This window comes from Kangiella sp. M94 (assembly GCF_054926195.1).
Genome location: NZ_CM142903.1, coordinates 792,011 through 817,982, shown reverse-complemented (window position 1 = coordinate 817,982; position 25,972 = coordinate 792,011). Strand labels below are relative to the sequence as shown.

At 43.1% G+C, this 25,972-nt stretch carries 17 protein-coding genes; 8 read left to right on the top strand and 9 right to left on the bottom strand.

Annotated elements, in window-relative coordinates; translation table 11 throughout:
• The first annotated feature begins 63 nt into the window (after positions 1 to 63).
• The 5 genes from metH (at position 64) to ACYTXU_RS03790 (ending at position 10,664) form a co-directional block, all read left to right on the top strand.
• Positions 64 to 3,747 (top strand): methionine synthase, encoded by a 3,684-nt coding sequence (gene metH, locus ACYTXU_RS03810; protein ID WP_462208494.1) that lies wholly within the window; start codon positions 64 to 66, stop codon positions 3,745 to 3,747.
• A gap of 109 nt (positions 3,748 to 3,856) precedes the next feature.
• Positions 3,857 to 4,264, top strand: coding sequence for a hypothetical protein (locus ACYTXU_RS03805; protein ID WP_462208492.1), 408 nt, complete (start codon positions 3,857 to 3,859; stop codon positions 4,262 to 4,264).
• A gap of 145 nt (positions 4,265 to 4,409) precedes the next feature.
• On the top strand, positions 4,410 to 5,768 hold the full coding sequence (locus ACYTXU_RS03800) for a TolC family protein (protein ID WP_462208490.1): 1,359 nt from the start codon (positions 4,410 to 4,412) through the stop codon (positions 5,766 to 5,768).
• A 16-nt stretch (positions 5,769 to 5,784) separates the two neighbouring features.
• Positions 5,785 to 7,536, top strand: coding sequence for an efflux RND transporter periplasmic adaptor subunit (locus tag ACYTXU_RS03795; protein ID WP_462208489.1), 1,752 nt, complete (start codon positions 5,785 to 5,787; stop codon positions 7,534 to 7,536).
• On the top strand, positions 7,533 to 10,664 hold the full coding sequence (locus ACYTXU_RS03790; RefSeq protein ID WP_462208487.1) for an efflux RND transporter permease subunit: 3,132 nt from the start codon (positions 7,533 to 7,535) through the stop codon (positions 10,662 to 10,664). Before ACYTXU_RS03795 ends, ACYTXU_RS03790 begins: the two co-directional genes overlap by 4 nt.
• A 44-nt stretch (positions 10,665 to 10,708) precedes the next feature.
• Here the strand turns inward: ACYTXU_RS03790 and metF are convergent, their stop codons facing one another.
• From metF to metX, 4 genes are read right to left on the bottom strand one after another with little or no spacing between them, the layout of a single operon-like run.
• Positions 10,709 to 11,644: a methylenetetrahydrofolate reductase gene (gene metF / locus ACYTXU_RS03785; RefSeq protein ID WP_462208485.1), complete on the bottom strand. Its 936-nt coding sequence runs from the start codon at positions 11,642 to 11,644 to the stop codon at positions 10,709 to 10,711.
• Positions 11,644 to 14,118 carry a bifunctional aspartate kinase/homoserine dehydrogenase II gene (metL, locus tag ACYTXU_RS03780; protein ID WP_462208483.1) on the bottom strand — a complete coding sequence of 825 codons (2,475 nt, stop codon included), beginning with the start codon at positions 14,116 to 14,118 and terminating at the stop codon, positions 11,644 to 11,646. Before metL ends, metF begins: the two co-directional genes overlap by 1 nt.
• Positions 14,111 to 15,289, bottom strand: coding sequence for a cystathionine gamma-synthase (gene metB / locus ACYTXU_RS03775; protein ID WP_462208481.1), 1,179 nt, complete (start codon positions 15,287 to 15,289; stop codon positions 14,111 to 14,113). Before metB ends, metL begins: the two co-directional genes overlap by 8 nt.
• Positions 15,289 to 16,308 carry a homoserine O-succinyltransferase MetX gene (gene metX / locus ACYTXU_RS03770; RefSeq protein ID WP_462208480.1) on the bottom strand — a complete coding sequence of 340 codons (1,020 nt, stop codon included), beginning with the start codon at positions 16,306 to 16,308 and terminating at the stop codon, positions 15,289 to 15,291. Before metX ends, metB begins: the two co-directional genes overlap by 1 nt.
• A gap of 151 nt (positions 16,309 to 16,459) precedes the next feature.
• Here metX and metJ point away from each other — a divergent pair, with 151 nt between their 5' ends.
• Positions 16,460 to 16,756: a met regulon transcriptional regulator MetJ gene (gene metJ, locus ACYTXU_RS03765; RefSeq protein ID WP_462208479.1), complete on the top strand. Its 297-nt coding sequence runs from the start codon at positions 16,460 to 16,462 to the stop codon at positions 16,754 to 16,756.
• A gap of 72 nt (positions 16,757 to 16,828) precedes the next feature.
• Here the strand turns inward: metJ and cysK are convergent, their stop codons facing one another.
• Positions 16,829 to 17,776: a cysteine synthase A gene (gene cysK / locus ACYTXU_RS03760; protein ID WP_462208477.1), complete on the bottom strand. Its 948-nt coding sequence runs from the start codon at positions 17,774 to 17,776 to the stop codon at positions 16,829 to 16,831.
• 285 nt (positions 17,777 to 18,061) lie between these two features.
• Between cysK and ACYTXU_RS03755 the strand changes: the two genes are divergently transcribed.
• Positions 18,062 to 19,069 carry a LysR substrate-binding domain-containing protein gene (locus ACYTXU_RS03755; RefSeq protein WP_462208476.1) on the top strand — a complete coding sequence of 336 codons (1,008 nt, stop codon included), beginning with the start codon at positions 18,062 to 18,064 and terminating at the stop codon, positions 19,067 to 19,069.
• A gap of 57 nt (positions 19,070 to 19,126) precedes the next feature.
• Here the strand turns inward: ACYTXU_RS03755 and ACYTXU_RS03750 are convergent, their stop codons facing one another.
• On the bottom strand, positions 19,127 to 20,053 hold the full coding sequence (locus tag ACYTXU_RS03750) for a class I SAM-dependent methyltransferase (RefSeq protein WP_462208475.1): 927 nt from the start codon (positions 20,051 to 20,053) through the stop codon (positions 19,127 to 19,129).
• Between the two features lie 19 nt (positions 20,054 to 20,072).
• Positions 20,073 to 21,128, bottom strand: coding sequence for a quinolinate synthase NadA (gene nadA, locus ACYTXU_RS03745; protein WP_462208474.1), 1,056 nt, complete (start codon positions 21,126 to 21,128; stop codon positions 20,073 to 20,075).
• Between the two features lie 198 nt (positions 21,129 to 21,326).
• On the opposite strand from nadA, the gene ACYTXU_RS03740 reads away from it, so the two are divergent.
• Complete coding sequence (locus ACYTXU_RS03740; RefSeq protein ID WP_462208473.1) at positions 21,327 to 23,453, top strand: prolyl oligopeptidase family serine peptidase; 2,127 nt, start codon at positions 21,327 to 21,329, stop codon at positions 23,451 to 23,453.
• 13 nt (positions 23,454 to 23,466) lie between these two features.
• On the opposite strand, the gene ACYTXU_RS03735 is transcribed toward ACYTXU_RS03740, so the two are convergent.
• Together ACYTXU_RS03735 and ACYTXU_RS03730 are read right to left on the bottom strand one after the other, a co-directional pair.
• Complete coding sequence (locus ACYTXU_RS03735) at positions 23,467 to 24,789, bottom strand: saccharopine dehydrogenase C-terminal domain-containing protein (RefSeq protein ID WP_462208471.1); 1,323 nt, start codon at positions 24,787 to 24,789, stop codon at positions 23,467 to 23,469.
• Positions 24,790 to 24,793: 4 nt separating this feature from the next.
• The gene (locus ACYTXU_RS03730; protein WP_462208470.1) at positions 24,794 to 25,921 is read right to left on the bottom strand and encodes a M14 family metallopeptidase; all 1,128 of its coding nucleotides are present in this window, start codon (positions 25,919 to 25,921) and stop codon (positions 24,794 to 24,796) included.
• Between the last annotated feature and the right edge of the window lie 51 nt (positions 25,922 to 25,972).

Below are 25,972 nucleotides of genomic sequence, written 5' to 3'. Positions count from 1 at the left end.
TCTATACGTCTTTTTATATTACCATGAGTTATATCGTGTTCATGGCGTTGAGATATTAATTTAATGAGTAAAAGCAAACAGTTACAAGATGTACTAAAACAGCGTATTTTATTGCTTGATGGCGCAATGGGCACCATGATTCAGCAATATGAGTTAACCGAAGCAGACTACCGTGGCCAACGCTTTAGCGATTGGCCCAGCGATCTTAAAGGCAATAATGATCTGCTCAGTTTAAGCCAGCCTCAGATCATTTCGGATATTAACAAGGCCTATCTTGAGGCAGGGTCCGACATCATCGAAACCAACACTTTCAATGCAACTCGCGTAGCCATGGCTGACTACGGCATGCAGGATTTGTCAGCGGAAATTAACCGTGAGTCAGCACGACTAGCCAGAGCTATTGCCGATCAATACTCAACGCCGGACAAGCCGCGATTTGTGGCTGGCGTCATTGGGCCGACCAATCGAACCTGTAGTATTTCTCCGGACGTTAACGATCCTGGCTTTCGCAATATCTACTTTGAAGAACTGGCCGAAGCCTACTACGAATCAACGCAGGCCTTGATTGAAGGTGGCGCAGATATCATTCTGATCGAAACCGTATTCGATACTCTCAACGCTAAAGCTGCGATTTTTGCAGTCAAAAAATACTTGAATGATCACCAACTTGATTATCCCATCATGCTTTCTGGCACCATTACTGATGCCTCCGGCAGAACCTTAACCGGCCAAACCACCGAAGCTTTCTACAATTCTATTCGTCATGCCAATCCTGTCAGTGTCGGCTTGAACTGTGCACTAGGTCCGAAGGATTTGCGCTCCTACATTGAAGAGTTATCCCGCATCAGTGAGTTTGCGGTTTCAGCCCACCCTAACGCCGGCTTGCCGAATGAATTCGGTGGTTACGATGAAACGCCAGATGACATGGCCAACGAAATGTCAGAATGGATTGAAAGAGGCTTCATTAATATTATTGGTGGCTGTTGTGGTACCACTCCGGATCACATTGCTCGATTTAATGAAATGATTGCAGGCGCCAAACCAAGATCAACATTCAACCAAGAACCTAAATGTCGCCTATCCGGTTTGGAAGCTTTGAACCTCGACGATTCAAGCCTGTTCGTCAATGTTGGTGAGCGAACTAATGTCACTGGCTCAGCCAAGTTTCTGCGATTGATTAAAGAGGATGATTTTGAAACCGCCATCGAGGTCGCCTTAGACCAAGTCGAGAATGGCGCTCAGGTTATCGACATCAATATGGATGAAGGCATGTTGGACTCTAAGGAGGCCATGCAGCGTTTTTTGAATCTGATCGCTTCCGAACCTGACATCAGCCGTGTGCCGATCATGCTTGATTCATCCAAGTGGGAAATCATTGAAGCTGGCCTGCAATGTATCCAGGGCAAGGGCATCGTCAATTCAATTTCATTAAAGGAAGGTGAAGCACAGTTTCTCGAACAGGCGCAGCTGGTTCAACGCTACGGCGCAGCGGTAATTATCATGGCCTTTGATGAAGAAGGTCAGGCCGATACGTTGGAACGCAAAACATCAATCTGTCAGCGTGCCTATAACTTGCTTATCGAAAAACTCAACTTCGATCCGCAAGACATTATTTTCGACCCCAATATTTTCGCCATTGCCACCGGCATTGAAGAACACAATAACTATGCGGTGGACTTTATCGAAGCCACTCGCTGGATAAAACAGAATTTACCTGGCGCGCGCGTTTCGGGCGGTGTGTCCAACGTTTCTTTCTCCTTCCGTGGTAATAACACCGTTCGCGAAGCCATTCACGCCGTCTTCCTTTACCATGCTATCAACGTTGGTATGGACATGGGCATCGTCAATGCTGGGCAACTTGAAGTCTATAGCGCCATCCCGCAAGACCTTAAAGACGCGGTTGAAGACGTGGTGCTTAATCGCTCACCCGAGGCGACAGAAAAATTACTCGATCTGGCAGAGCAATATCGTGGCTCAGGTCAGGAAGTTAAAGAAAAAGAAACTCAAGAGTGGCGACAATGGCCTGTTAATAAGCGCCTGGAACATTCATTAGTTAAAGGCATTACTGAGTTTATTGATGACGACGTTGAAGAAGCGCGCCAACAGGCTGAGCGTCCTTTGCATGTTATTGAAGGGCCATTGATGGATGGAATGAATGTGGTGGGTGATTTATTTGGCTCCGGTCAGATGTTCCTACCGCAGGTGGTTAAATCTGCTCGAGTGATGAAAAAAGCGGTGGCCTACCTGTTTCCCTACATGGAAGAAGAAAAGAAACGACTAAAGCTTGCTGACAAGCCAAAAGGCAAAATTGTGCTCGCAACCGTTAAAGGCGATGTACATGACATTGGTAAGAATATTGTCGGCGTTGTATTGCAATGCAATGGCTACGAAGTCATTGACTTAGGCGTGATGGTGCCCTGCGATAAAATTCTGGATACAGCGATTGAACAGAACTGCAATATTGTTGGTCTGTCCGGTTTGATCACGCCTTCGCTGGAAGAAATGGTCCATGTGGCCAAAGAAATGCAGCGTCGTGGACTCGATTTACCCTTACTGATTGGTGGCGCTACCACCTCGAAAATTCACACCGCCGTTAAAATTGAGCCTCATTATGAGCATCCTGCCATGTATGTGATGGATGCTTCGCGCGTGGTCGGTGTGGTAAATAAGTTGCTAGGCGAACACAAGGATGAGTTTGTTAGCGAAATCAAAGACGAATACCACAAGCTAAGAACAGAGCGTGAAAAGCGTCAGAAGAAATCCAGTCTGGCTAATCTTCAGCAAGCAAGACAGTTTGCAGCAAAAATCGATTGGTCTCAGGCCAATATTACCAAACCCACTTTTCTCGGTACCAAAGTGTTTAGTGACTATCCTTTGCAAGATCTGCTGCCGCGTATTGACTGGACGCCGTTCTTCCGTTCCTGGCAGCTGGCTGGCAAGTTCCCCAAGATACTGGATGATGAAGTGGTTGGCGAAACAGCGACCAAGCTTTATGCGGATGCACAAGCCATGTTAAAAACTATTGTCGAAGAAAAGTGGTTAACGGCTCGAGCCGTTATCGGCTTCTACCCTGCAAACGCTCAAGGTGATGATATTGAAATCTATGCCGATGATTCGCGACAAGAGGTAGTCCATACACTGCACCATCTTCGCCAGCAAAAACAAACTCGCAATGGAAAATTTAACTATTGCCTGTCTGACTTTATTGCCCCAAAAGAAACTGGACTTAAAGATTATATTGGTGGATTTGCGGTAACCTCCGGTATTGGTATTGATGAGCATGTTCAAGCCTTTGAAGCGAAGCACGATGACTATAATGCCATTCTGTTAAAGGCCTTGGCAGATCGACTTGCAGAAGCCTTAGCAGAAAGAATGCATGAGCTGGTGCGCAAAGACTATTGGGGTTATGTCCCGGATGAGAACCTTGATAATTCAGAGCTAATTTCTGAGCAATATCAGGGGATTCGCCCTGCCCCTGGCTATCCGGCCTGCCCCGATCATACTGAGAAAGGAACACTATGGGCCATGCTCAAACCCGATAGTGAAATTGAGCTCAATATAACCGAACACTTTGCCATGTACCCTACCGCAGCAGTGTCCGGCTGGTATTTCGCACACCCTGAATCTCGCTACTTTGGTGTCGGTAAAATCGAAAAGGATCAGGTTACAGATTATGCACAGCGCAAGGGTTGGGACCTTAAAAATGCCGAAAAATGGCTGGCACCCACCTTAAACTATGATGCTTAGGCGATTGTGCTCAGCATGGTCCTAAGCATTGTTATCATGAATGTTAACTTTGAACTTTTGCTAAAATAAGCTATCCTATTAACGTTCATGGTTATTAACAGGTAAGTCCGTGCACCATAAATTCATACATACATTGACCATCATATTAGTATTACTGGCGTTTATCGGCCAGTCGAATGCTATGGTTGATATGCCTTGTATGGACTCGCATGAACAGCCTGCTCATCAAATGGCCAGCTCCATAGACGACTCTCAAATAGAGAATTCTCAAATGGATCACTCTAAGATGAACCATACTGATATGGCTCATTCAATGGAGCAGTCAATGAATGAAAGCATGGACTGTTGCGAAGATGGTGGCAACTGCAATATGACCACCTGTTCAACTCTGGCGCTGGTATTCGAACCACATTCCAATTCTCACGCAGCCCAATATAACCAATCCATCGACCTGTATTCTGATCAGGCGATAACCTCAATTTCCAGCTCACTCTATCGCCCACCGATAAACTGCTAACACAGCCTCAATCCGTCTTGAGTTTGCGTTTTTATTAAACGCCCAGGACTAAAGTCTGAGTTAGTGGTGTTATTCCAGCACTCTACTCATAAGCATTAGGTTTAAAACCAACCTTGTTGGTTCATCGCTCTGCTGGAGGAGTGATATGTTTAATTTATTTTTAAGTCGTAACTTGTCGCTGAAATTTATAGTTGGAGTGCTGGTTTTTGGCGCTACGTGCCTAAACATGTCTGCACAAGCAAACTCAGAACAGGCCGCCAAAAACTTAACTCTTGAGCAGGCAATAAGCCTCGCTCAAAATAACGACCCATGGTTGCAAAGCAATCAATACCGTCAGCAGGCGGTTGAAGCGCAAAGTATTTCTGCAAATACGTATGCCGATCCAATGATTTCTATTTCCGCAGCTAACCTTCCGGTAGATAGCTTTGACTTTTCTCAGGAAGCCATGACCCAATTGAAAGTTGGAGTCACTCAAGCATTACCACGCGGTGACAGTTTGGAATTGGCACAAAAAAAACTGCAGCAACTTGGTCGAGAATTTCCCTTACAGCGCCAGGACCGTAAAGCGAAAGTCAAAACAACTATTACCCAGTTATGGCTTGATATTTACCTGACAGAGCAAACCATCAACTTAATCGAGCGTGATCGACAGCTCTTTGAACAGCTTGCAGAAACAGTTTCACTCAACTACTCCAGTGCGTTGGGGCAAACTCGACAACAAGATGTAATCCGTTCCCAGGTGGAACTGACTCGACTCGATGATCGTTTAAGTAAACTGCATCAAGAACTGGCGACAAAAAAATCGATGCTTAAAGAATGGCTCATCAATGATAGTCATTTGGCCTTTGCCCACAACGATTTTTCACTTCCCGCTGCCATGCCGATGCTTTCGTTAGATCATGAGCAAGTAATTTCACTTGAGTCATCCAACGATAAACAAACACTCATTCAACACCTGCAACAACACCCTCAGGTATTAGCGTTTGAGCAAAAAGTAAAAGCCAGCGAAACCAGCATCGACCTTGCTAAGCAAAAATACAAGACTCAATGGAGTGTTAATGCCAGTTATGGTCACCGCGATGATGACCCAATGGGCAACAGTCGCTCAGATTTCTTTTCGGTTGGGGTGAGCTTTGATTTGCCGATATTTACCAGTAACCGCCAAGACCAGGAGGTAACAGCCAGCGTTAAAGAAAGAGAAGCCATGAAAGCTGATAAATGGTTATTACTGCGTAGCCTGTTATCAGCCACAATAAACTATCACGGTCAACTGAACGAGCTAAATAAGCGTCGTGCACTGTATAAAGATAGTTTATTAGAAGAAATGAATCAGCAATCCGAAGCAACGCTTAATGCCTATACCAATGACAGCGGTGACTTCACCGAAGTAATGCGTTCCAGAATAGATGAGCTCAACACCAAAATAGAAGCGCTAAGCGTTGAGATCAGTTATCTCAAAACCGTTGCACAATTAAACTACCTTTTAACTCAAGCTAAACAGTAAATTCCAGGGTGAAACTATGAATAACAAATCTCTAGTAAGCATTATCATTGCCGGTTTAGTCGGTGCCATCCTGGGCGTAGCTGCAATGGTATTGTTCAATGGTTCCAGTGATTCAACCGAACAGACCTCAGGCAAAAAAGAACCTTTGTATTGGGTAGCACCAATGGATGACAATTACCGACGTGACAAACCGGGAAAGTCACCAATGGGCATGGATCTGGTACCGGTTTATGAACAAGACACAGGTTCAGATGCGCCAGGCACCATCAAGATATCGTCTGCTGTCGAAAATAACATATCCGTCCGAACTGCTGAGGTTAAGGAAGGTTATATTTCTCATGAGATTAATACCGTCGGTTATGTGCAATTTGATGAAGACAAGCTTATCCACATTCACCCGAGAGTCGAAGGCTGGATCGAAAAGCTGCATGTCAAAGCTACTGGTAATCCGGTAAACAAAGGTCAACCACTCTATGAGCTTTACTCGCCACAACTAGTTAATGCACAAGAAGAGTTATTGCTTGCATTAAAGCGTAATAATCGCGAATTAATTCGCGCTTCCGAAAGCCGCCTAAGAGCATTGCAACTTTCAGACTCAGTTATTAAGGAAATAAAAACAAAAGGCACCATACATCAGAATGTGGTTTTTTATGCTCCAGCCGATGGTTTTATTAATGAGCTGAATATCCGCGAAGGCTTCTTTGTTAAACCTGGCACTACCATGATGTCGGTTGGTGCCTTAGATCAAGTGTGGGTTGAAGCAGAGGTTTTTGAACGCCAAATTGAGCTGGTTAAGACAGGACTTCCAGTAACCATGTCGCTAGGTAATGGAAGCAATGATATCTGGAAAGGAAACGTTGACTACGTCTACCCTACTCTTAATGCTGAGAATCGCACTGGACGTGTTCGTATTCGTTTTGATAACTCAGATTATCAGCTGAAGCCAAACATGTTCAGCAACATCACGATCCATGTTAATAGCGCTGAGCCGTCTATTGTGATTCCACGTGAGGCTGTCATTCGCACTGAAAAACAAGATAGAGTCGTATTGGCTCTTGGCGATGGTAAATTCAAATCGATTAAAGTTAAGCTGGGAGCTTTTGGTAACGACTCAGTGGAAGTTATAGAAGGATTACAAGCTGGAGAGCAAATTGTTACGTCTGCGCAGTTCCTTATTGATTCCGAATCGAGCAAAAACTCAGACTTCAAACGCATAAGCCAAAAAAGCTCAACTGATACCAATAACATTAATGAGGCTGACACAGAATCAGTATGGGTTGAAGCAACCATCAATAGCGTAATGGCTCATCACAATATGTTAAACGTCAGTCATGACCCCATAGAGCAATGGGGATGGCCGTCAATGACTATGGATCTGGATACCGCTGAGAATCTAGATTTGTCGTCAGTCAAAGAAGGCATGACAGTTCATATTCAAATCACCAAGTATCCGGATAACAGTTACCTGATTACTGAGATTCACATTCCCAACCAAACTGAAGAAGAACAACCTGAGGTGGACCATTCAAACATGGACCATTCAAACATGGACCATTCAAACATGGACCATTCAAACATGGACCATTCAAACATGGACCATTCAAACATGGACCATTCAAACATGGACCATTCGAACATGGACCATTCAAACATGGACCATTCGAACATGGACCATTCGAACATGGACCATTCGAACATGGACCATTCGAACATGGACCACTCGAACATGGACCACTCGAACATGAATCATGAGGAGAATGACCAATGATTGCTGCTATTATTCGTTGGTCGATCCATAATCGCTTTTTTGTTTTATTGGCGACCTTAGTTCTAATTAGTGTAGGCATCTATTCGCTTAAGAAAACGCCGGTGGATGCTATTCCAGATTTATCGGATGTGCAGGTGATCATTAAAACCAGTTATCCGGGTCAGGCACCTCAAGTGGTGGAAGATCAAGTCACTTACCCACTAACCACCGCCATGCTTTCAGTGCCAGGCGCAGAAACGGTACGTGGTTTTTCGTTTTTTGGTGACTCTTATGTCTATATTATTTTTGATGAAGACACTGACATGTATTGGGCTCGCTCACGGGTGTTGGAGTACCTAAGCCAAGTTACGCCCTCATTACCCGAAACTGCTAAGCCACAATTAGGACCTGATGCCACTGGCGTTGGTTGGGTTTATTTGTATGCACTGGTTGATAAAACTGGGCAACATGACATCAGCCAACTTCGTAGTCTGCAAGATTGGTTTTTAAAGTATGAACTGCAAACCGTATCTGGCGTGTCTGAAGTGGCGACGGTGGGCGGTATGGTCAAGCAATATCAGGTCAAGGTTGATCCTGAAAAGCTACGAGCTTACTCCATTCCACTGGATCTTATTCAACGAGCCATCAAGCAAAGCAATCAGGAAGTCGGTGCCTCCGTGGTAGAAATGGCCGAAGCGGAATACATGGTTCGTGCCAGTGGTTACCTGGAGAACCAACAAGATATAGGTAATATCCCACTAGGGGTAAATGAGCAAGGCACTCCCCTACTGTTGAAAGATATTGCTGATATTAGTATTGGCCCACAAATGCGCCGAGGCATTGCTGAACTAAATGGCGAAGGTGAGACTGTAGGTGGCATTATTGTAATGCGCTATGGCGAAAACGCACAGCAGACCATCAATGCTGTAAAAGATAAACTAACGCAGTTAAAGTCAAGTCTGCCGGAAGGCGTTGAACTGGTTACCGTCTATGATCGTAGCGGCTTGATTGAGCGCGCAGTCGATAATTTATGGCAAAAATTATTTCAAGAGCTGCTCATTGTTGCCTTGGTCTGCATGATATTTCTGTTTCATATTCGCTCTTCAATAGTCGCAGTCATCAGTTTGCCAGTGGGCATTCTTACTGCCTTTATCATCATGCATTGGCAAGGTTTGAATGCTAATATCATGTCACTGGGCGGTATCGCTATCGCCATTGGCACCATGGTAGATGGGGCCATTGTAATGATCGAAAATATGCATAAACATCTGGAAAGGGAAGACACATCGCATCAACCGATAAGCCGAGAAAGACGCTGGCAGATTGTCGCTCAATCAGCTACCGAAGTTGGGCCGGCATTATTTTTCAGCCTACTCATTATCACCGCAAGCTTTATCCCTGTATTCACTCTGGAAGCGCAAGAGGGCCGAATGTTTTCCCCTCTGGCCTTTACAAAAACTTATGCTATGGCCGCTTCCGCAGCTTTAGCGATTACATTAGTACCTGTGTTAATGGGTTACTTTGTGCGCGGAAAAATCAAATCAGAAAACAATAACCCCATTAATCGCGGCCTCATTGCAATCTATAAACCTTTGCTAAAAACTGTTCTGCATTACCCCAAAACGACATTGGGAATAACTCTGGTAGTATTTATCATTGGCCTATGGCCAGCGACCAAGATCGGCAGTGAGTTCATGCCCAACCTTGACGAAGGTGACCTCATGTATATGCCAACAACCTACCCGGGGTTATCGATTGGTAAAGCAAGGGAAATTCTGCAACAGACTGATAAGCTGATTAAAACAATTCCTGAAGTGGAAACGGTCTTTGGGAAAATTGGACGTGCTGATACCGCAACCGATCCAGCACCACTGACCATGATAGAAACCTTTATTCAATTAAAGCCCAAAGACCAATGGCGAGAAGGTGTTACAACTGAAAGTCTGAAACAGGAAATGGATCGATTAGTAACCATACCGGGTTTAAGTAATGCTTGGGTCATGCCTATCAAAACCCGCATTGATATGTTGGCAACAGGAATAAAAACTCCAGTTGGTATTAAAATATCAGGGCCTGATTTAAGTGTCATTCAAGAAATTGGTGGGCAATTAGAAACCATAATTAGCGCTGTGCCGGGCACAGCATCGGTCTACTCAGAACGTGTTGCTGGTGGTCGCTATCTTGATATTAATATCAAGCGCGAGCAAGCCGCCCGTTATGGTTTGACGATTGCAAAGATTCAACAAGTGATCGCCACTGCAGTAGGGGGTATGAATGTAACCAGGACTGTCGAAGGCCTTGAACGTTATCCCGTCAACTTACGCTATCCTCAGGAATACCGAGACTCACCCGAGCAATTAAAACTGTTACCTATAATAACCCCTTCCGGTCAGCGAATTGCGTTAGCTGATGTAGCAGATATTAATATCATTGACGGCCCTCCCGCTATCAAAAGTGAAAATGCTCGAATAAATGGCACTATGTTTATTGATATCGAGGATATTGATATCGGGCACTATGTAGCACAAGCTCAGGAAGCAGTGAATCAACATTTAAAACTACCTGCAGGCTATTCATTAACCTGGGCAGGTCAATATGAATACATGCTACGTGCCGAAGAAAAACTCAGTTATGTATTACCTTTGACCTTAGCAATCATAATGGTGCTTTTATACTTGAGTTTTAGAAACATCATAGAAGTAGTCATCATTATGGGGACATTACCTTTAGCTATTATTGGTAGCTTGTGGCTTACCTATTTAATGGGCTTTAATTTCTCGGTGGCAATCTGGGTTGGCTTTATCGCTCTTGCTGGAGTAGCCGTTGAAATTGGGGTCATTATGCTAGTCTATCTAAATCAAGCATACCAAAAGCTTATGCTTGAGAACCCCGGGCAAGTTAACAGGCAGATGTTAAGACAATCGATTATTGAGGGGGCCTCTATGAGGGTACGTCCTATCATGATGACTGCCGCATCTATCATCCTGGGCTTACTACCCATTTTATTTGGCGGTGGGTCAGGATCAGAGCTAATGAGCGGTATTGCCACACCAATGGTTGGCGGTATGGTAAGCGCCTTAATATTAACTCTGATTGTCTTGCCATTGGTATACTTCCTTTGGCGTTCAGCAAGAATTAGAAGCCATTAATAGGGAATAAGCTATTGCCACCGGCACACCAAGTGCCGGTGGTCTTAACTTGCTGCTGCAAAGCAATCTCTTCGTCCTAAACTGTGGCATATTGCATAGGTCAAATCTGCTCGATTTAAAGTGTAAAAATGAAAGTTTTTAATGCCCTCTTTAGACAGTAGTTTCACCTGTTCAATGGCAATGTGCGAAGCAATTAACTGTCGAGTAATCAGGTCTTGATCAAGCCCTTGATAAAGCTTATGCATCCAACCGGGAATCTCCACCTGAGTAAAACGGGCAAATTTTAAAAGCTGTATAAAATTAGTTACCGGCAAAATACCAGGCACTAAATCAACATCGATATTGTTTTGTGCACACTGATCTCTAAATCTCAAGAAGCTTTCGGTATTAAAAAAGAACTGAGTAATAGCACGGTTAGCACCAGCATCGACTTTACGCTTTAGATTATCAAGATCAGCCTGAGCACTTAAGGCTTCAGGATGCACTTCAGGGTAAGCAGCCACACTGATATCGAAGTCATACAAACTTTTCAGTTTATAAATCAGGTCTGTGGCATAGTTAAAATCACCGGCATGGGAGCCCTCATGAGAGCCCTCATCGGGTTTATCGCCACGCAATGCTACGATGTGGCGAACCCCTAGCTCCCAATAGCGGTGAGCAATAGTCTCAATCTCCGGCTCAGTTGCATCAATGCAGGTTAAATGAGGTACCGCATTAAGACTGGTTTCGGTAAGAATTTTCTCAATGACACTATGGGTTCTTTCGCGAGTACTGGCCCCTGCTCCGTAAGTCACCGATACAAAGTCAGGTTGCAATGGCTCTAATTTTTTTACACTACTCCACAGTATTGAGTTCATCGCATTGCTGTTGGGTGGGAAAAATTCAAACGAAAGGTTTACATTACCCGACAAACTGGCAAAGTCATGATTAATACGCTCCAGTTCTTTCGCATGAACATATTGGCGCTCCACTCTGCTCATTAGGCACTCCTTAGCAAATCGCATAAATCATTCAGGACACCCGCAGCGGTAACCTCTCTACCTGCGCCAGGCCCCTGTAATATAAGAGGATTGTCGTTGTACCATTGGCTACGAATGGCAAATACATTGTCACAAGGATTTAGGTTGGCAAATGGGTGGCTTGGCTCAATAATCTCCAACTTTAAAGTGAGCTCATCTTTGGTGAGGTTAGCAATGTATCGTAGCAAACCACCCTGCTCTTCTGCCTGCTGATACAACTTCTCATAGTGCTCATCAATTTTAGATGAATACTTCCAAAAACTTTCCAAGCTACCCGTCAATAAGGTTTTGTCCAATGCTGGCTCAAAATTTTCAATCGCATCGGTGAAACCAGCATCACGCGCTAAAATACGAATTTTACGAATAACATCATTTCCTGAAAGGTCGTCTCTTGGGTCAGGCTCTGTAAATGCATTGGCCTTGGCTTGCAGCAATAAGTCGCTGAACTTTTGCTGGCCATTAAATTGTCCAAACAACCAGGAAAGTGAACCTGAAAAAATTCCAGAGATGCTGATAATCTTATCACCAGACTCTTTAAGTTTTTTCACACTTGACTGGATAGGTATACCCGCCCCTGCTGTGGTATTTCGGAACCAGTATCTTTTATTATCTTGCAGTAACTTTTCAACCTGATTTGCAAGCTGATGATTCGATGCCGCAATCTTGTTAGCTGAAATCAAATGCCAGCCATTAGCCGCAAAACGAGGATATAAGTCGGCAATATCATTACTGGCAGTTAGATCAATAATCACCAACTCTTTGTGAATATAATCGTTAAGCACATCAAGGATTTCATTGCTGTGATTACCGCTTACAACGGCTTCAGACTCAGAGTTTTGAAGGCTCTCATCTTGCTCAAGCAAGTCAATGGCATCAGTGTTATCAAGCAGACAGGACTTTGACCATGTATAGTTGCGACTATTAGCAACTCCTAGTAACGATAAGGATCGATTTAAGGAAGTCTCAATCTCAGTTTTGTTTTCCTGCAATATTCGAATGAACTGCTTACCGATATTGCCATAGCCTAAAACCACAATTGGCATTGAAGGCTCTAAGACGAAGAAAGTATCATGCAAGTCATGTAGTAAAGTGACCGCCTGCTGGTCCTCAATCAGAACACATAATGTATGCGCATTTGCAGGATAGTGAATTTCTTCAACGGTAAAGCGCTCTAGTCTGTGAACAAACTTGCTAATAATTTTTTGATTCTGACGAATACTTTGTCCCACCAGACTGATCAAAGACAAATTGTTTTTCTCAACAATTGGATAAAATTGAGCCGCCTGGATAATTGAAACAGTATTAAAGCGATCGGATTCAGCTACATATAAAGTCAGACGATCTAGAGTTCTATCAAAGTTATTGGCATAACTGGCAATCTGATTAAGCAGGACTCTTTGCTGAATAGTTCGGGCGCTAAGTTCGTTAATATTGTTCACAACAATGCGTGTGAGAGATTGCTTAATGGCAATAGTTTTAACATGTCCCGATGAAACAGGATGCTGTCTGATCTGTGTTCCTGACGACTCTTCAATAAAGGAACTTTTTATACAAGCTTCTGTTTTGTAGGTTAACAAAGGCGTTACTGTCTTTTGGTGCAGAACATTAGCGCCGAGCTCAGAAATGGCTTGCGCTTCACACAATGATAAATGCTCTACTCTTTTGGCATTATGTACGATATTAGGATCAGCCGTAAAAATACCATCCACATCGGTCCAAATGGTTACAGATTTAGCTTTAACTAACTGGGCAATGATAGTTGCACTGTAATCACTCCCATTCCTACCCAAGGTAATTAACAGGTCGTTATTGTCGCGAGCAATAAATCCAGTGAAAACATAACGTTTCAACTGATTCTTGTGACCGTCCCACAACGCTTGATATAGACTGGAGAAGTTATCATCAGCAAACTGTTCATCAAACTGATTGTATTCATGCAAAGAAGTTAATTTGAGGTAATTGCTCGCATCAACTGCCTGTGCTTCGCATTGATAATAAGCTAATAGTTGGGTAAGTAGATTTGCTGACCACTTCTCGCCGAAAGATAGAATTTCATCGTTATGCGCAGGACAATGCCGACACAATTCTCGCACCACTTCAATATCATTGTTAATCAGCGCAATAAAATGTTCAGTATCAATGTTCAGGCCTGACACTAATCCCTCATAGAACGTCTTTATATCTGACAATGAATTGACTCGACCATGAATAACATCCAGCAAAATGTCTGTAACATTACCATTGGCTGAGACAACGATAATATCACCTGGTCTGGTTTGCTTGCTCACTAGCTCACATACTTTTAACAGCTGTTCAGAAGTTGCCAAACTTGAGCCACCAAACTTATGGACATTAATGCCTAAGTTTTTATAGCTCTTGGTACTAGCAACATTGTTAATGCTTTCAGTTGAACTTATATGCGCTTGTTCAGCCATGTTGCTCACCCTTTAGTACCTTAAGTTGACATCGTTGGAAGGCGCTCTCTAAGTCTTTAACTAAATCGACGCCATCTTCGATACCAACAGACAACCTCAATAAACAGTCTGAAATTCCAGCCGTTGCTCGCGCTTCCGGCTCCATGGCAGCATGGGTCATGGTTGCAGGATGACAAATCAGACTTTCTACGCCACCAAGTGATTCTGCTAACGAGAAAAGACTCAGGCTGTTCACAAAAGTCCGCAAATTTGCATGCTCAAGATCAAGCTCAAAGGACAGCATGGCGCCAAAGCCTTTCTGTTGTTGCTTAGCAATCTGGTGAGTGGGATGTGAATCAAGTCCCGGATAATGGATATTCTTAACCAGCGGCTGTTGATGTAAATAGCTAACAACTTTCTCAGTATTCTCCTGATGTTGACGAATGCGCACAGACAGCGTTCTTAGTCCACGGCTGGTAATAAAACTATCGAATGGAGAGCCTGTCACGCCAATACAGTTTGCCCACCAGGAAATCTGTTCAAACAGTTCCTGTTCTTTAGCAATCACCGCGCCGCCGACAACATCACTATGACCATTAATATATTTAGTAGTTGAATGAACGACGATATCCGCACCAAGCGTTAATGGCTGTTGCAGTACTGGCGATAAAAAAGTGTTATCTACGACTTTGATAACTTCCTTACCAGCAAGCTCACAAATTTGTCGAATGTCCACCACTCGCAACAATGGGTTGCTCGGGGTTTCTATCCAGATTAATTTTGGTTTACCTTGCAGTGCTTGCTGCAAACTTTTTTCACAGCCCTGATCTACAAAGTCGACCTTGAAATGCCCCTTTTCGGCTAAACTATTAAGCAGTCGATAAGTGCCGCCATAACAGTCATGCGGTGCCAAAATAAGATCATCTTTGTCCAGCAAGTGTGTCACCAGGTAGATCGCAGACATGCCGCTCGAAGTGATAACCCCACCACAACCCGCTTCCAACTCAGCCAAAGTATCGGCTAAAGTATCGCGAGTTGGGTTGCCGGAACGACTGTAGTCATAACGCCTCGGCTGATCTAAGTCAGCAAACGTATAATTAGATGATAAATAGAGTGGCGGCGTTACCGCCCCAAACTGCTGATCCGATTCAATACCGGAGCGGACAGCAATCGTTTGATTACTAGTGGTCATTATGAATTCCTCAGAAATGGTGTTATGCATTCAGCTAACTGTGTGGTTTCGAGAAGAAACCCGTCATGGCCAAATTGCGAATGAATTAGTTTAAAGTCTGTTTGTCCTTTGCATGATCGTGCACACTCTTCCACCAATTGCGGAGGCACCAATCGATCACTGTCAATGGCAATGAACAAGCCTCTTGTATGTATCTCTTTGGGATTAATTTTATGCAGATCGATTGATTGAGAAAGTGAGCGATACTTTTCAATATTGAAAGAGTTTGCGAATTTTTTGCCTTGATGTTTAAGGTAATTAACTACGTCAAAAGTTACTGTCTGATCTTCAATATAACGCAATGAGTCGAAGCGACTTTCAATTTCAAATTCACTTCTATAAGTTATGACTCCAAGCTGTCTAGCAATAGATACTGCTTCCTTTATTTCACCGGTACGCAATCCTAAACCTAATATTTGCTGTTGAACCTGGCGCTGCGCGATAGATTGCTGGGTGTTGCGATGAGCTGCGGCAACACAGATAAATTTATTAATTTTTGTCGGAAACAAGTAAGCGTATGTCAAAGCCACCATGCCACCGTAAGAACCACCAATAATCGCTTCAACCTTATTATTGGTTAGCTTATCAATAACCTGCTCTATAACCCGAGCCTGATCAAAAGTAGAAATAAGCTTGGGACTTTGTGCATCTAAATTGGAGATATAATCAACACCAATCACATAGTACTGATCAATATCTAATGGGCGCTCCCCACCAAATAATGCACCCCACCATTCATGTATATTGCGTGATGCTGATATCCCACCCAACACAACAATTGCTGGCTTTGATGGTGACCCATAACAGTTATAGTTAATTTCAAGGTCCGTAAGATAACTACCGTGTAAGAGCTCCAAACGCGATATTGTGATCGAGCCTGTATTAATAAATCCCAAACTTTTCTCATGTTTGGTTTCAGTGACTGATAACCAATCACCTGAATACTCTTCTGAAATAGCCTCAATAGCTTGACCAGACATATGACCACCCACTTGCAAAAGTTCATTAACTTACAAAAGACGTTTAGACGTCTAAATGGCTAATATATTATTTTATAAGTTTAAAAGTCAAGATGTTTAGAGGGCTGAAAAGGATGTATAATAACTACATCGAATAAGACACGAGGTAGTTATGGCAAAAGATTGGGATGGAAACTTTATCAATCCATACGTTGAACACGGTGAGAAAAAAGACAAAGTAAAAAAAATAACGGTATCAATACCCTTTTCGGTACTGAAGATATTAACCGACGAAAGAACACGTCGGCAGGTGAATAATTTGCGCCATGCCACTAATAGCGAATTATTGTGTGAAGCATTTTTGCACGCTTACACAGGGCAGCCATTACCATCAGATGATGATTTACGGAAAGATCGTGATGATTATGTTCTGGATATGGAAGCTAAAGGTGACAAAATTAAGAAGTAGTTATACTGGGGCTTGGAAAAAAAGAAGCAGGAATATCCTGCTTCTTTTGTTTTTAGGTTAAGGCTATTATATCTAGCTTAAAAGCTCATCATCACTTCCCTCGTTAATACCCTCAAACAAAAATGTGCTCATGTAGCGTTCCCCTGTGTCCGGTAGCATCACCAGGATTGCGGCCCCTTCGTCAGCATCTTTTGCCACTTCCAAAGCAGCAGCGAAGGTTGCGCCAGCAGAAATACCACAGAAAATTCCTTCCTTCTGGGCTAAAGCAATAGCAGTATCCCGAGCCAACTCATCAACAATAGGTATGACCCGATCATAAATGTCTTGATTCATCACTTCAGCGATAAAGTCAGGCGTCCAGCCCTGAATCTTATGAGGTTGCCATTCTTTACCAGCAAGCAAGGATGCACCGGCAGGCTCTGTAGCAATAATTTTTGTTTCAGGTCGTGCCACCCTAAGTACTTCACCCACTCCTGTAATCGTGCCGCCTGTTCCGTAACCGCTGACAAAATAATCCAATCGTTTACCAGCAAAATCTTTCAAAATCTCAGGAGCAGTAGTATTGCGGTGGTATGCTGGGTTAGCCTCATTTTCAAACTGACGCGCTAAAAACCAACCATGCTTCTCTGATAACTCCTTAGCGACACGGACCATACCAGTGCCACGCTCGGCTGCTGGCGTCAGCACAACCTTGGCACCGAGTGCGCGCATAATTTTTCGTCGTTCTACAGAAAAAGTTTCAGTCATCACTGCCACGAACGGATACCCTTTTGCTGCACACACCATTGCTAACGCAATACCCGTATTACCTGAAGTTGCCTCAACCACTGTTTGACCAGGTTTTAACAAGCCTCTTTGCTCCGCATCGTTAATGATTGCGTACGCTAACCGATCTTTAACCGACGATAGTGGGTTAAAAAACTCTGCTTTGACGAACATTTTTACATGGCTTGGAGCCAATCGATTTATTCTGATAACCGGCGTATTGCCGATAGTGTCCAAGATGGAATCATGAATCATTAGTACAACCTCTGGTTTATAACCTCAAGCTATTTATCTCAATTAAAACCAACAGTTAGCTGGCTTTATTGATAAGAAACTTTATATCGTATATGGCAAATTGAAACGCGAATATAAGCATACTCAATGGCTCATGCTAAATTATTAAATATTATCCCCTTATAACCAAAAGCTATAACAAAGGACTGAATACTCGTGTAATATATCTCAAGGATATATAAGATATTGTCTTTGTGCATAAACCATGCTATTTTCAGTAGCCATTTAACCATTTAGACGTCCAAAATGAAACTGCAACAACTAAAATATTTGATCGCGATTGCTGATAATAACCTCAGCATTACTAACGCGGCCCAAAAAATATTTACATCACAGCCCGGGATTAGCAAACAACTAAGACTGCTAGAAGATGAGTTACAAACTAAAATCTTCGAGCGCAATGGTAAGCAATTGGTTGGGATCACTCAGGTTGGTAATGAAATACTTGGCAGAGCGCGTAAAGTGATGCAAGAAATCAATAACATCAAAAGACTTTCCAGCGAGCTTAGTCGAGACGATTCCGGCTGCTTTTCCATCGGAACAACGCAAACACAGGCTCAATATGTCCTGCCGAGAACTTTTGCAGCATTCCACAAAGAGTATCCCAATCTCAAAATTGATCTACAGCAAGGCACTACTGAGCAGATCATTGAACAGCTGCGTAAACAGGAGATTGACTTTGTGATTGCCTCTGGGGCAGCGGAACTCGGTCCAGATATCGTTCAAATCCCCTGCTACCAATGGGATCGGTCGATTCTATTTCCACAGGACCATGAGCTTGGCGACTTAAGAAAAATCACTCTGGAGGACGTGGTTAAATACCCTCTCGTTACTTATAACTTTAGTGATAAAAATTCGTCAAGCTTGATGCGCGCCTGTAAAAAGGAAAAACTGGAGCCAAATTTCGTCTTCACGGCTCGTGATGCCGATATCATCAAGACTTATGTTAGGAAGGGCTTTGGGGTTGGTATCATTGCCAATATGGCCTATGACCCACAGGCAGATAAAGATCTTATCAGCTACTCAACGTCTGAGATGTTGCCACAATGCACAACATGGTTGGCGTTCCATAAAAACTTGTTCTTAAAGCAGTACATGAAAGATTTTATTGCAATGTTTGCACCCCACATCTCGCAGCAAGAGCTCATTCGCTATTTATACAGCGAACACACCTCATCCAAGGAGTTGCTGAACCGTTTTGAAACAAAAACACATAACCCTGCAAGCTTTCAATCCAGAGTAGCTACAGCATAACACTGCACCTAATATAAGGTGCAGTGTTACCTTTTCAAAGATTGTTACTTGATAAGTCTATTCGGTAGCAGGTTTCACGAACTTGAGAGTCATACGATCACTCTCACCAATTTCCAAATAAGTTTCACGATTTTCATCACCTAATCTTAAGCTAGGGGGCAAGGTCCACACGCCTTTGGGGTGGTCAGTTGTATCTTTAGGGTTGGCGTTAATCTGTGAACGCTCCAGAAGCTTAAATCCGGCCTCTTCCGCAAGATCAATCACAAACTTCTCATGCATATAACCTGAACTCGCCTGCTCATCCTGCTTTAAACCAGTAGCTAAACGATGCTCAACGACTCCAAGGTAACCACCAGGTTTAACCGCATCATGCATTAATTTAAAAGCGTTCAATGCATCATCACGACCACCACGCATCCAGTTATGGACATTACGGAAAGTGACAACGACATCAGCACTATTGGCAGGTGCAATTGGCGTACTTGAAGTCGCATCAAAAACAGTTAACTCAACATTCGAATAAATGTCAGGATTTGCGGCAATTTTCTCTTTAAAGCCATTGAGACTATTTTGATAATACTCAACTTCGGTATCCGGATCGAAATGGGCAGCATAAAGTTTACCTTCAGCACCCAGCCAAGGAGCAAGCACCTCTGTATACCAACCTCCACCCGGCGAAACTTCCACAACCGTCATACCTGGTTTAATACCAAAAAACTTAAGTGTCTCTGCTGGGTTTCGATACTGATTACGAGCTTTGTTAGCCTCGCTTCTATGTTCACCCTCGATAATCGCGAGCAAACTACTACCTGTTGTTGCCTTCTTCTCTGCTTTGGTTTCTTGTTCAGCATTGCTATCATTTTCTACAGCAACAAGCTGACTGGCTTCTTGCTTAGACTCAGCCGCTTCTTTCTGATCACTACAGGCTGTAATGCCTAAAGTGGTTAAAACCGCTAAGCTTAATACTGTAATTTTGGTCTTCATAATTCCCCTTTGGTCTCTATTAGATATTGCTTTTAACGTTTATATTAATATCGTTAGCAAAATTTACCATCTTCTGTAATGGGATCAATGCTTTTTCAGCCAAACCGTGATCAACAAAGATTTCATTATCATCACGATCAAAGACTTGTGACAAAAGCTGCAAAACATTCATCTTCATCCAGGGACAGTGCGCACAACTACGACAGGTCGCTCCCTCACCTGCAGTCGGTGCAATAATCAGTTCTTTTTCCGGTGCTGCCTGCTGCATTTTGTAGAAAATACCTTTATCCGTTGCAACGATAACCTGTTTATTTGGTAACTCTTTAGCGGCTTTAATCAGTTGCGAGGTTGAACCGACAAAATCAGCCAGGTCGACAATGTTCTGTGGCGACTCGGGATGCACCAATACCGCAGCTTCTGGATATAAAGCCATGGATTGCTCTAGCGCTTTCAACTTAAACTCATCGTGTACGATACAAGCACCTTGCCATAACAGCATATCGGCGCCCGTTTTCTGCTGAATATAGCGGCCGAGATGCTTATCAGGCCCCCAAATAATCTTCTTCCCCTGTTCGGACAAATGCTCAAGAACGTCAACCGCAATACTTGACGTAACTACCCAGTCAGCACGTGCTTTGACTGCTGCAGAGGTATTGGCATAAACCACTACTTCTCGATCAGGGTGCTGGTCGCAAAACTCGCTGAATGTTTCGATTGGGCAACCCAAATCAAGCGAACAGGTCGCCTCTAATGTTGGCATCAAAACTCGTTTCTCAGGGCTTAGAATTTTGGCTGTTTCTCCCATAAACTTAACCCCAGCAATAATCAGGGTTTCAGCTGGGTGACGTGCTCCAAATTTGGCCATTTCGAGTGAGTCACCAACAAAGCCCCCCGTTTCCTCTGCCAAAGCCTGAATCTCTGGGTCGGTATAATAATGAGCTATTAAAACAGCATTGTGCTGTTTAAGTTGCTCTATAATCAGCTTTTGATGATGTTCTTTCTCATCAGCAGAAAGTTCAACAGGTGGCTTGGGAAAGGGAACATCAATTTCAATGGGCGCTACAATAGAATTCATCGCCATATCAAGAATTACAGAGTGGTCCGAGTATTATATAACAGTTGGCAACCAACTGATAAATGTTTTATGGCTATTTGGTTTTGCATTAATTTTGCCTATTGGTACAATCAAATCAATTTTCCAACTCTTCCTTTCAAGGATTCTATGCTTTCCCACCCGTCAATAAGCGACTTTAATCAAACGATAACACCGCACATGAAGCGTCTGAAAGCTATTACCCTGAAAATCATAACAGCAATTCTTATCCTTCTGCTGGCCAGTTCGTGTTCTGATGACAAAGAAAGTGATCCGACTCCTGTCAGCAAAGTATCGTTACCCAAGAATCCGACCCAAGACTACGACTATCAGCTCAATGGTGTTCAAATTAAAGACCACTACATGTGGTTAAATCAAAAAACACCACAACGAACACAATGGTTCCAGCAGCAATCGGAGCTCTCAAGCGAATATTTTTCCAGGCTCAACCAAGCTATTTCGGATAGCAGACAGGGCGACACTATCTTCAATCATCGCTTTCCGCAACAGTATTTGAGTAAGTACTTCTATATCAAAGAAAACCCCACTGACCAACAAGGCCATATAGTCGTTTATGATTCGATTAAAGAAATTGAAACAGAACTAGGAGCTCTGCCTGACGGGCTTACAGCAGTTTCCACTTCCCTATCTCCCCAAGGAAGGTTACTGGCTATCCAGACAGAGAACCGCCAGAATCAGTTCAGATGGCTCATCTTTGATTTAGCAACTCAGCAATTCAATAGTTACCGATTACCAGCCACAACGCTTGTAACCGAGTTTATCTGGTTAACCGGATATAATCGCTTTGTATATCAAACCGATCATCAGGTCTACTATCAAAACCTCGCTCAGGGTCCAGATTTCAGTCAACTGTTATTCGATTTAAGTGACCATGTCAAAGAAGCCGAGCAGTGGCACATTAACTCAACGCTATCATTGGATAGTCGTTACTTAGTGGTTACCGCAAAGCATCTTGTAGAAACCTCTGACTTGGTTTGGGTTATTCCCATCAAGCAATCTGGTGAAATAGGTCAGCCGGTCAATATTGCAAAAAATACTCGCGCCAGCTTGAACTTTATTGGCAACATCAATGACACATTCTATTTTCACACTAATCTTGTGGCTCCACGCTGGAGGATTATTTCAATCAATCTGAAGCAACCTTCTCGTCGGGACTGGAAAGAAGTGGTTCCTCAGCAAAATGAGCTGTTAATTTCTGCGCGGTTAATCGAAAATCGATGGTTATTACAATACCTTGATAATACTCAACAAAAACTCTATCTCACGCAATTAAATGGTGCCACTAAACAGGCCATTAAGGTAACACCGAACAGTGAACTACAAATACAAGAACCAGCCTATATGCCAAACCAGCAGTTAAGTTTACTGCTCACTGTTAATACTTTTGAACATCCCGCTAGAATTTTTTCACTGGACCTGAATAGCAGGAAGCTATCGGACAGCTTGCAGCCAATGGACAAGATTCCTGACATTGTCACAGAAACGGTTTTTTATCGCTCCGCTGATGGAAGTCGCATTCCGCTAACCATTGCCCATCATGAAGACCTGTCTAAGGATGGAGAAAACCCTGTTCTTCTGATAACTAACCAAGGGTTTGGTCATAGCCAATTACCCTATTACACACCTTTATTTGATGATTGGTTGGCTAGAGGTGGAATTGTTGCTATCGCACATATTCGGGGCGGCGGTGTTTATGGTGAAAGTTGGCGACAGTCGGTGAGTGGCCAAAAGCATGCTAGAGCAGTAGAAGATATCGTTGCTGCTATTGATTGGTTAACCGAGAAGAATTACACCACCAGAAAACATGTGTCAGCCTATGGTGAAGGCTTTGCAGCCAGTCTTATAATGGAAGCCGCCATTCATGCACCGCAAAATTTTAAAGCCTTGGTTTTAAAAAATATCGAAGCCGATTATTTAAGCTTTTTGGAAACAGAGGATCCATTTTGGTCAAAAGAATTTATGTTGAATAATGATCAAGCTTCAACGGAGTGGTTTCTGGCAGTCAGTCCCTACCATCGCTTAACCTTTAAAAACTATCCAGCAGCCCTGATTATTAGCGACCACAAGGAACCGAACGTGAGCCATTACAAAACTTTGGCAAAATGGCAGAATTTACAATTATCAAAAAGACCTATATTGCTCCTGAACAGAGATATTGCAAATCAGATCAGCGATGAGAAAGATTTTGATCTCATTACTCAGGAAGCTATTAAGTACTTCCTGAGTAATGAATTACGAGCTACTGATAACGGACAAGAACTTAACCCGAATCAAGCTCAGCCCTAGATTTTTACTGCCACTAGTCAAGCTCGCTTAAAAAGCCAGGTTCTAGGTCCCTAACTTCTTCTTCACAAGTAATCTCTTCTTTTTCCAACAACTCAAGAATTGGATTGTAAATATCCTTGGTCATGGGCAGGATAATTCCTTTACGGTCAATCTTACCATCAGCAATCAATTGACTTGCAATTGCAGCAGGATAGCCCACTGTTTTTGACATTGCTGTATAGCCACCGACTTGACCAAACTCTTGTAAAGTTGAAGCGATGTGGTAACGACTACCATCAGCTTTTTCAATTTCAAATTTATGCTGCAGCAACACCATATCAACTTGACCATCTCGATAGCTCAACCTCTGTACCAGCAAGCTGCAAAACGCATCAATTGGTCCAGCAAAATCTCCAACCGGCTGTTCAGAAAAACAACCAATCCAGCCCAAGCCACGCCACGCTGACTCAGATACTCGTGTTTTAAGAGCATCGAAGTCCTGAACACCGTTTATCTGGCAGATATAATCTTGCCAAATAATGTCAGGGCTTGCTCCATCAGACTTTGCTTCTAATAAATTTAGCTCTTTAGCGGCCTGAATAATTTCACAAAATCCTGAGTAACGGAAAGTACCACGGATGATATTCTGAGCTTCGGGAATACCGTAAATTTCCTGGTAGCCCGTCGAGTCACGATTAGGGTAACCCTCAAGATTTAAACCATTTGCCTGCAAAGGTTTAGCCCACTTGAGAAGTTCTTTTGCAACAACACGCTCAACCTTACCGTTATGTAAAAATAAAGCATCATTAAGCAACGCCAGCAATACGCCTTTGGGAGCCCAGGAAAACTTATAGCCCAGCGGATTATCGTTATCTTGGGGTGACGGCAAACCACCACACCAAGACACAAAACTAATTACCTTCTCGTTTTTTGCATGAACTTGGTCAATAATTTTCATGGCACTCAAATGATCTATGCCTGGATCCAAGCCAATTTCATTTAGAATAGTAACACCTGCGTCCAAAGCCTCCTGTTTCAACTCACGCATCGCAGGGGATTCATAACTGGCTGTCACCATATTCTTTTTCTGTGCGATAGATGCTTTTGCAATCACCGTATGAAGGGTCGCTGGAACTAAGCTCACGACCAAATCATACTTAGCAATTAATGGCTCAATTTGTGATTGGTTGGTTACATCAGCCTGGACTGCCTCAACACCCGGGAACTTCTTAGCCAACGCCTGAGCTTCTTCAAGAATATGGCTAACAACAGTGACTGAGTTATCTGAACGACGTAATAAATACTCTACTAAAGGTTCGGCGACAAATCCCGCGCCAAATACTAAATACTTTGCCATGCTGCTACCTTAATTTTCTAATTAATTGATAGAGTGGGTTTAATAGGGTTTGCCCCAACAAGTAACTGCGGTCTCCAGACCATCCTGTTTCTTTATTAGGGATGTTAGCGTTATCCTTGAAAGGCATTTCCAGAGTCAGCGATAAACATTTAAACTCTTCTCCAACCCAAGCATTAGCAACGGTTAAGTTAGCCTGGCCAGGCTCATCTTTGTCGTAACCATATTCAGACTGGAAGTCCGGATTTACGGTTTTGAGGATCTCACTAAACTCCAGTTCCAATTGCTTTAAGCGCTCATCATAACTTGGAATCCCTTCACAGCCAGCCACGAACACATAAGGTAAAGCTTCGTCACCATGCATATCAATAAAGGCATCAACCCCGATTTCCTGCATTTTGTTACGTACATGATAAACTTCAGGGCTTTTAGCAAGGCTTGGGGTTTGCCACTCACGATTCAAGTTTGCACCAGCAGCATTGGAACGCAAATTACCTCGAATGCTGCCGTCAATATTCATATTAGGCACAATATAGAAAACCGCTTCTTGTAACAGACTTTGAGCTAGGCCGTCATCTTCGTTTAATAGGCGCTCAATGAAACCTTCGGCACACCACTCAGCCATCGTTTCTCCTGGATGTTGGCGAGCCGTAACCCAAATTTTACGCGCTCGACTTTCGTCACCGATTACCAACAGATCAATGTCGTGACCATCAACTGTTTGACCCAGAATATGATGTTGACACAGCTCCGAGTGTTGAGCCTGATGGATTAAGCTTAAATGACGTTGATATGAATAGGGTTCAAAGTAAGCAAAGAAGATTGTTGAGTGTTCTAGCTGGTGTGAAAAGGTTAGCCTTTTTTCCTCATCAAATTTAGTATGTACCCGAAACCAATACTCGCCGTCATAAGATGCTGCTACTTGGTAATCTTTCCAACCATCGGCATAAGAAGTATCTTTAGCATTGGCAATTTCGAAATGATAAGTCTTACCAATCTCACCATGCCCACGAAAATGGAACCATTGTTTAAATTCAGAGTTAGAATCGTTTCTGATAGCTAGCTTTATTGCTTTACTGTCACTAGCATCAATCACCTCAATATTGCCACTGTCAAATAAGCAATTGATATTCATTGATTTTCTACCTTAAATTATTCAAAAAAAACCACACGAAAAACTGCGTAG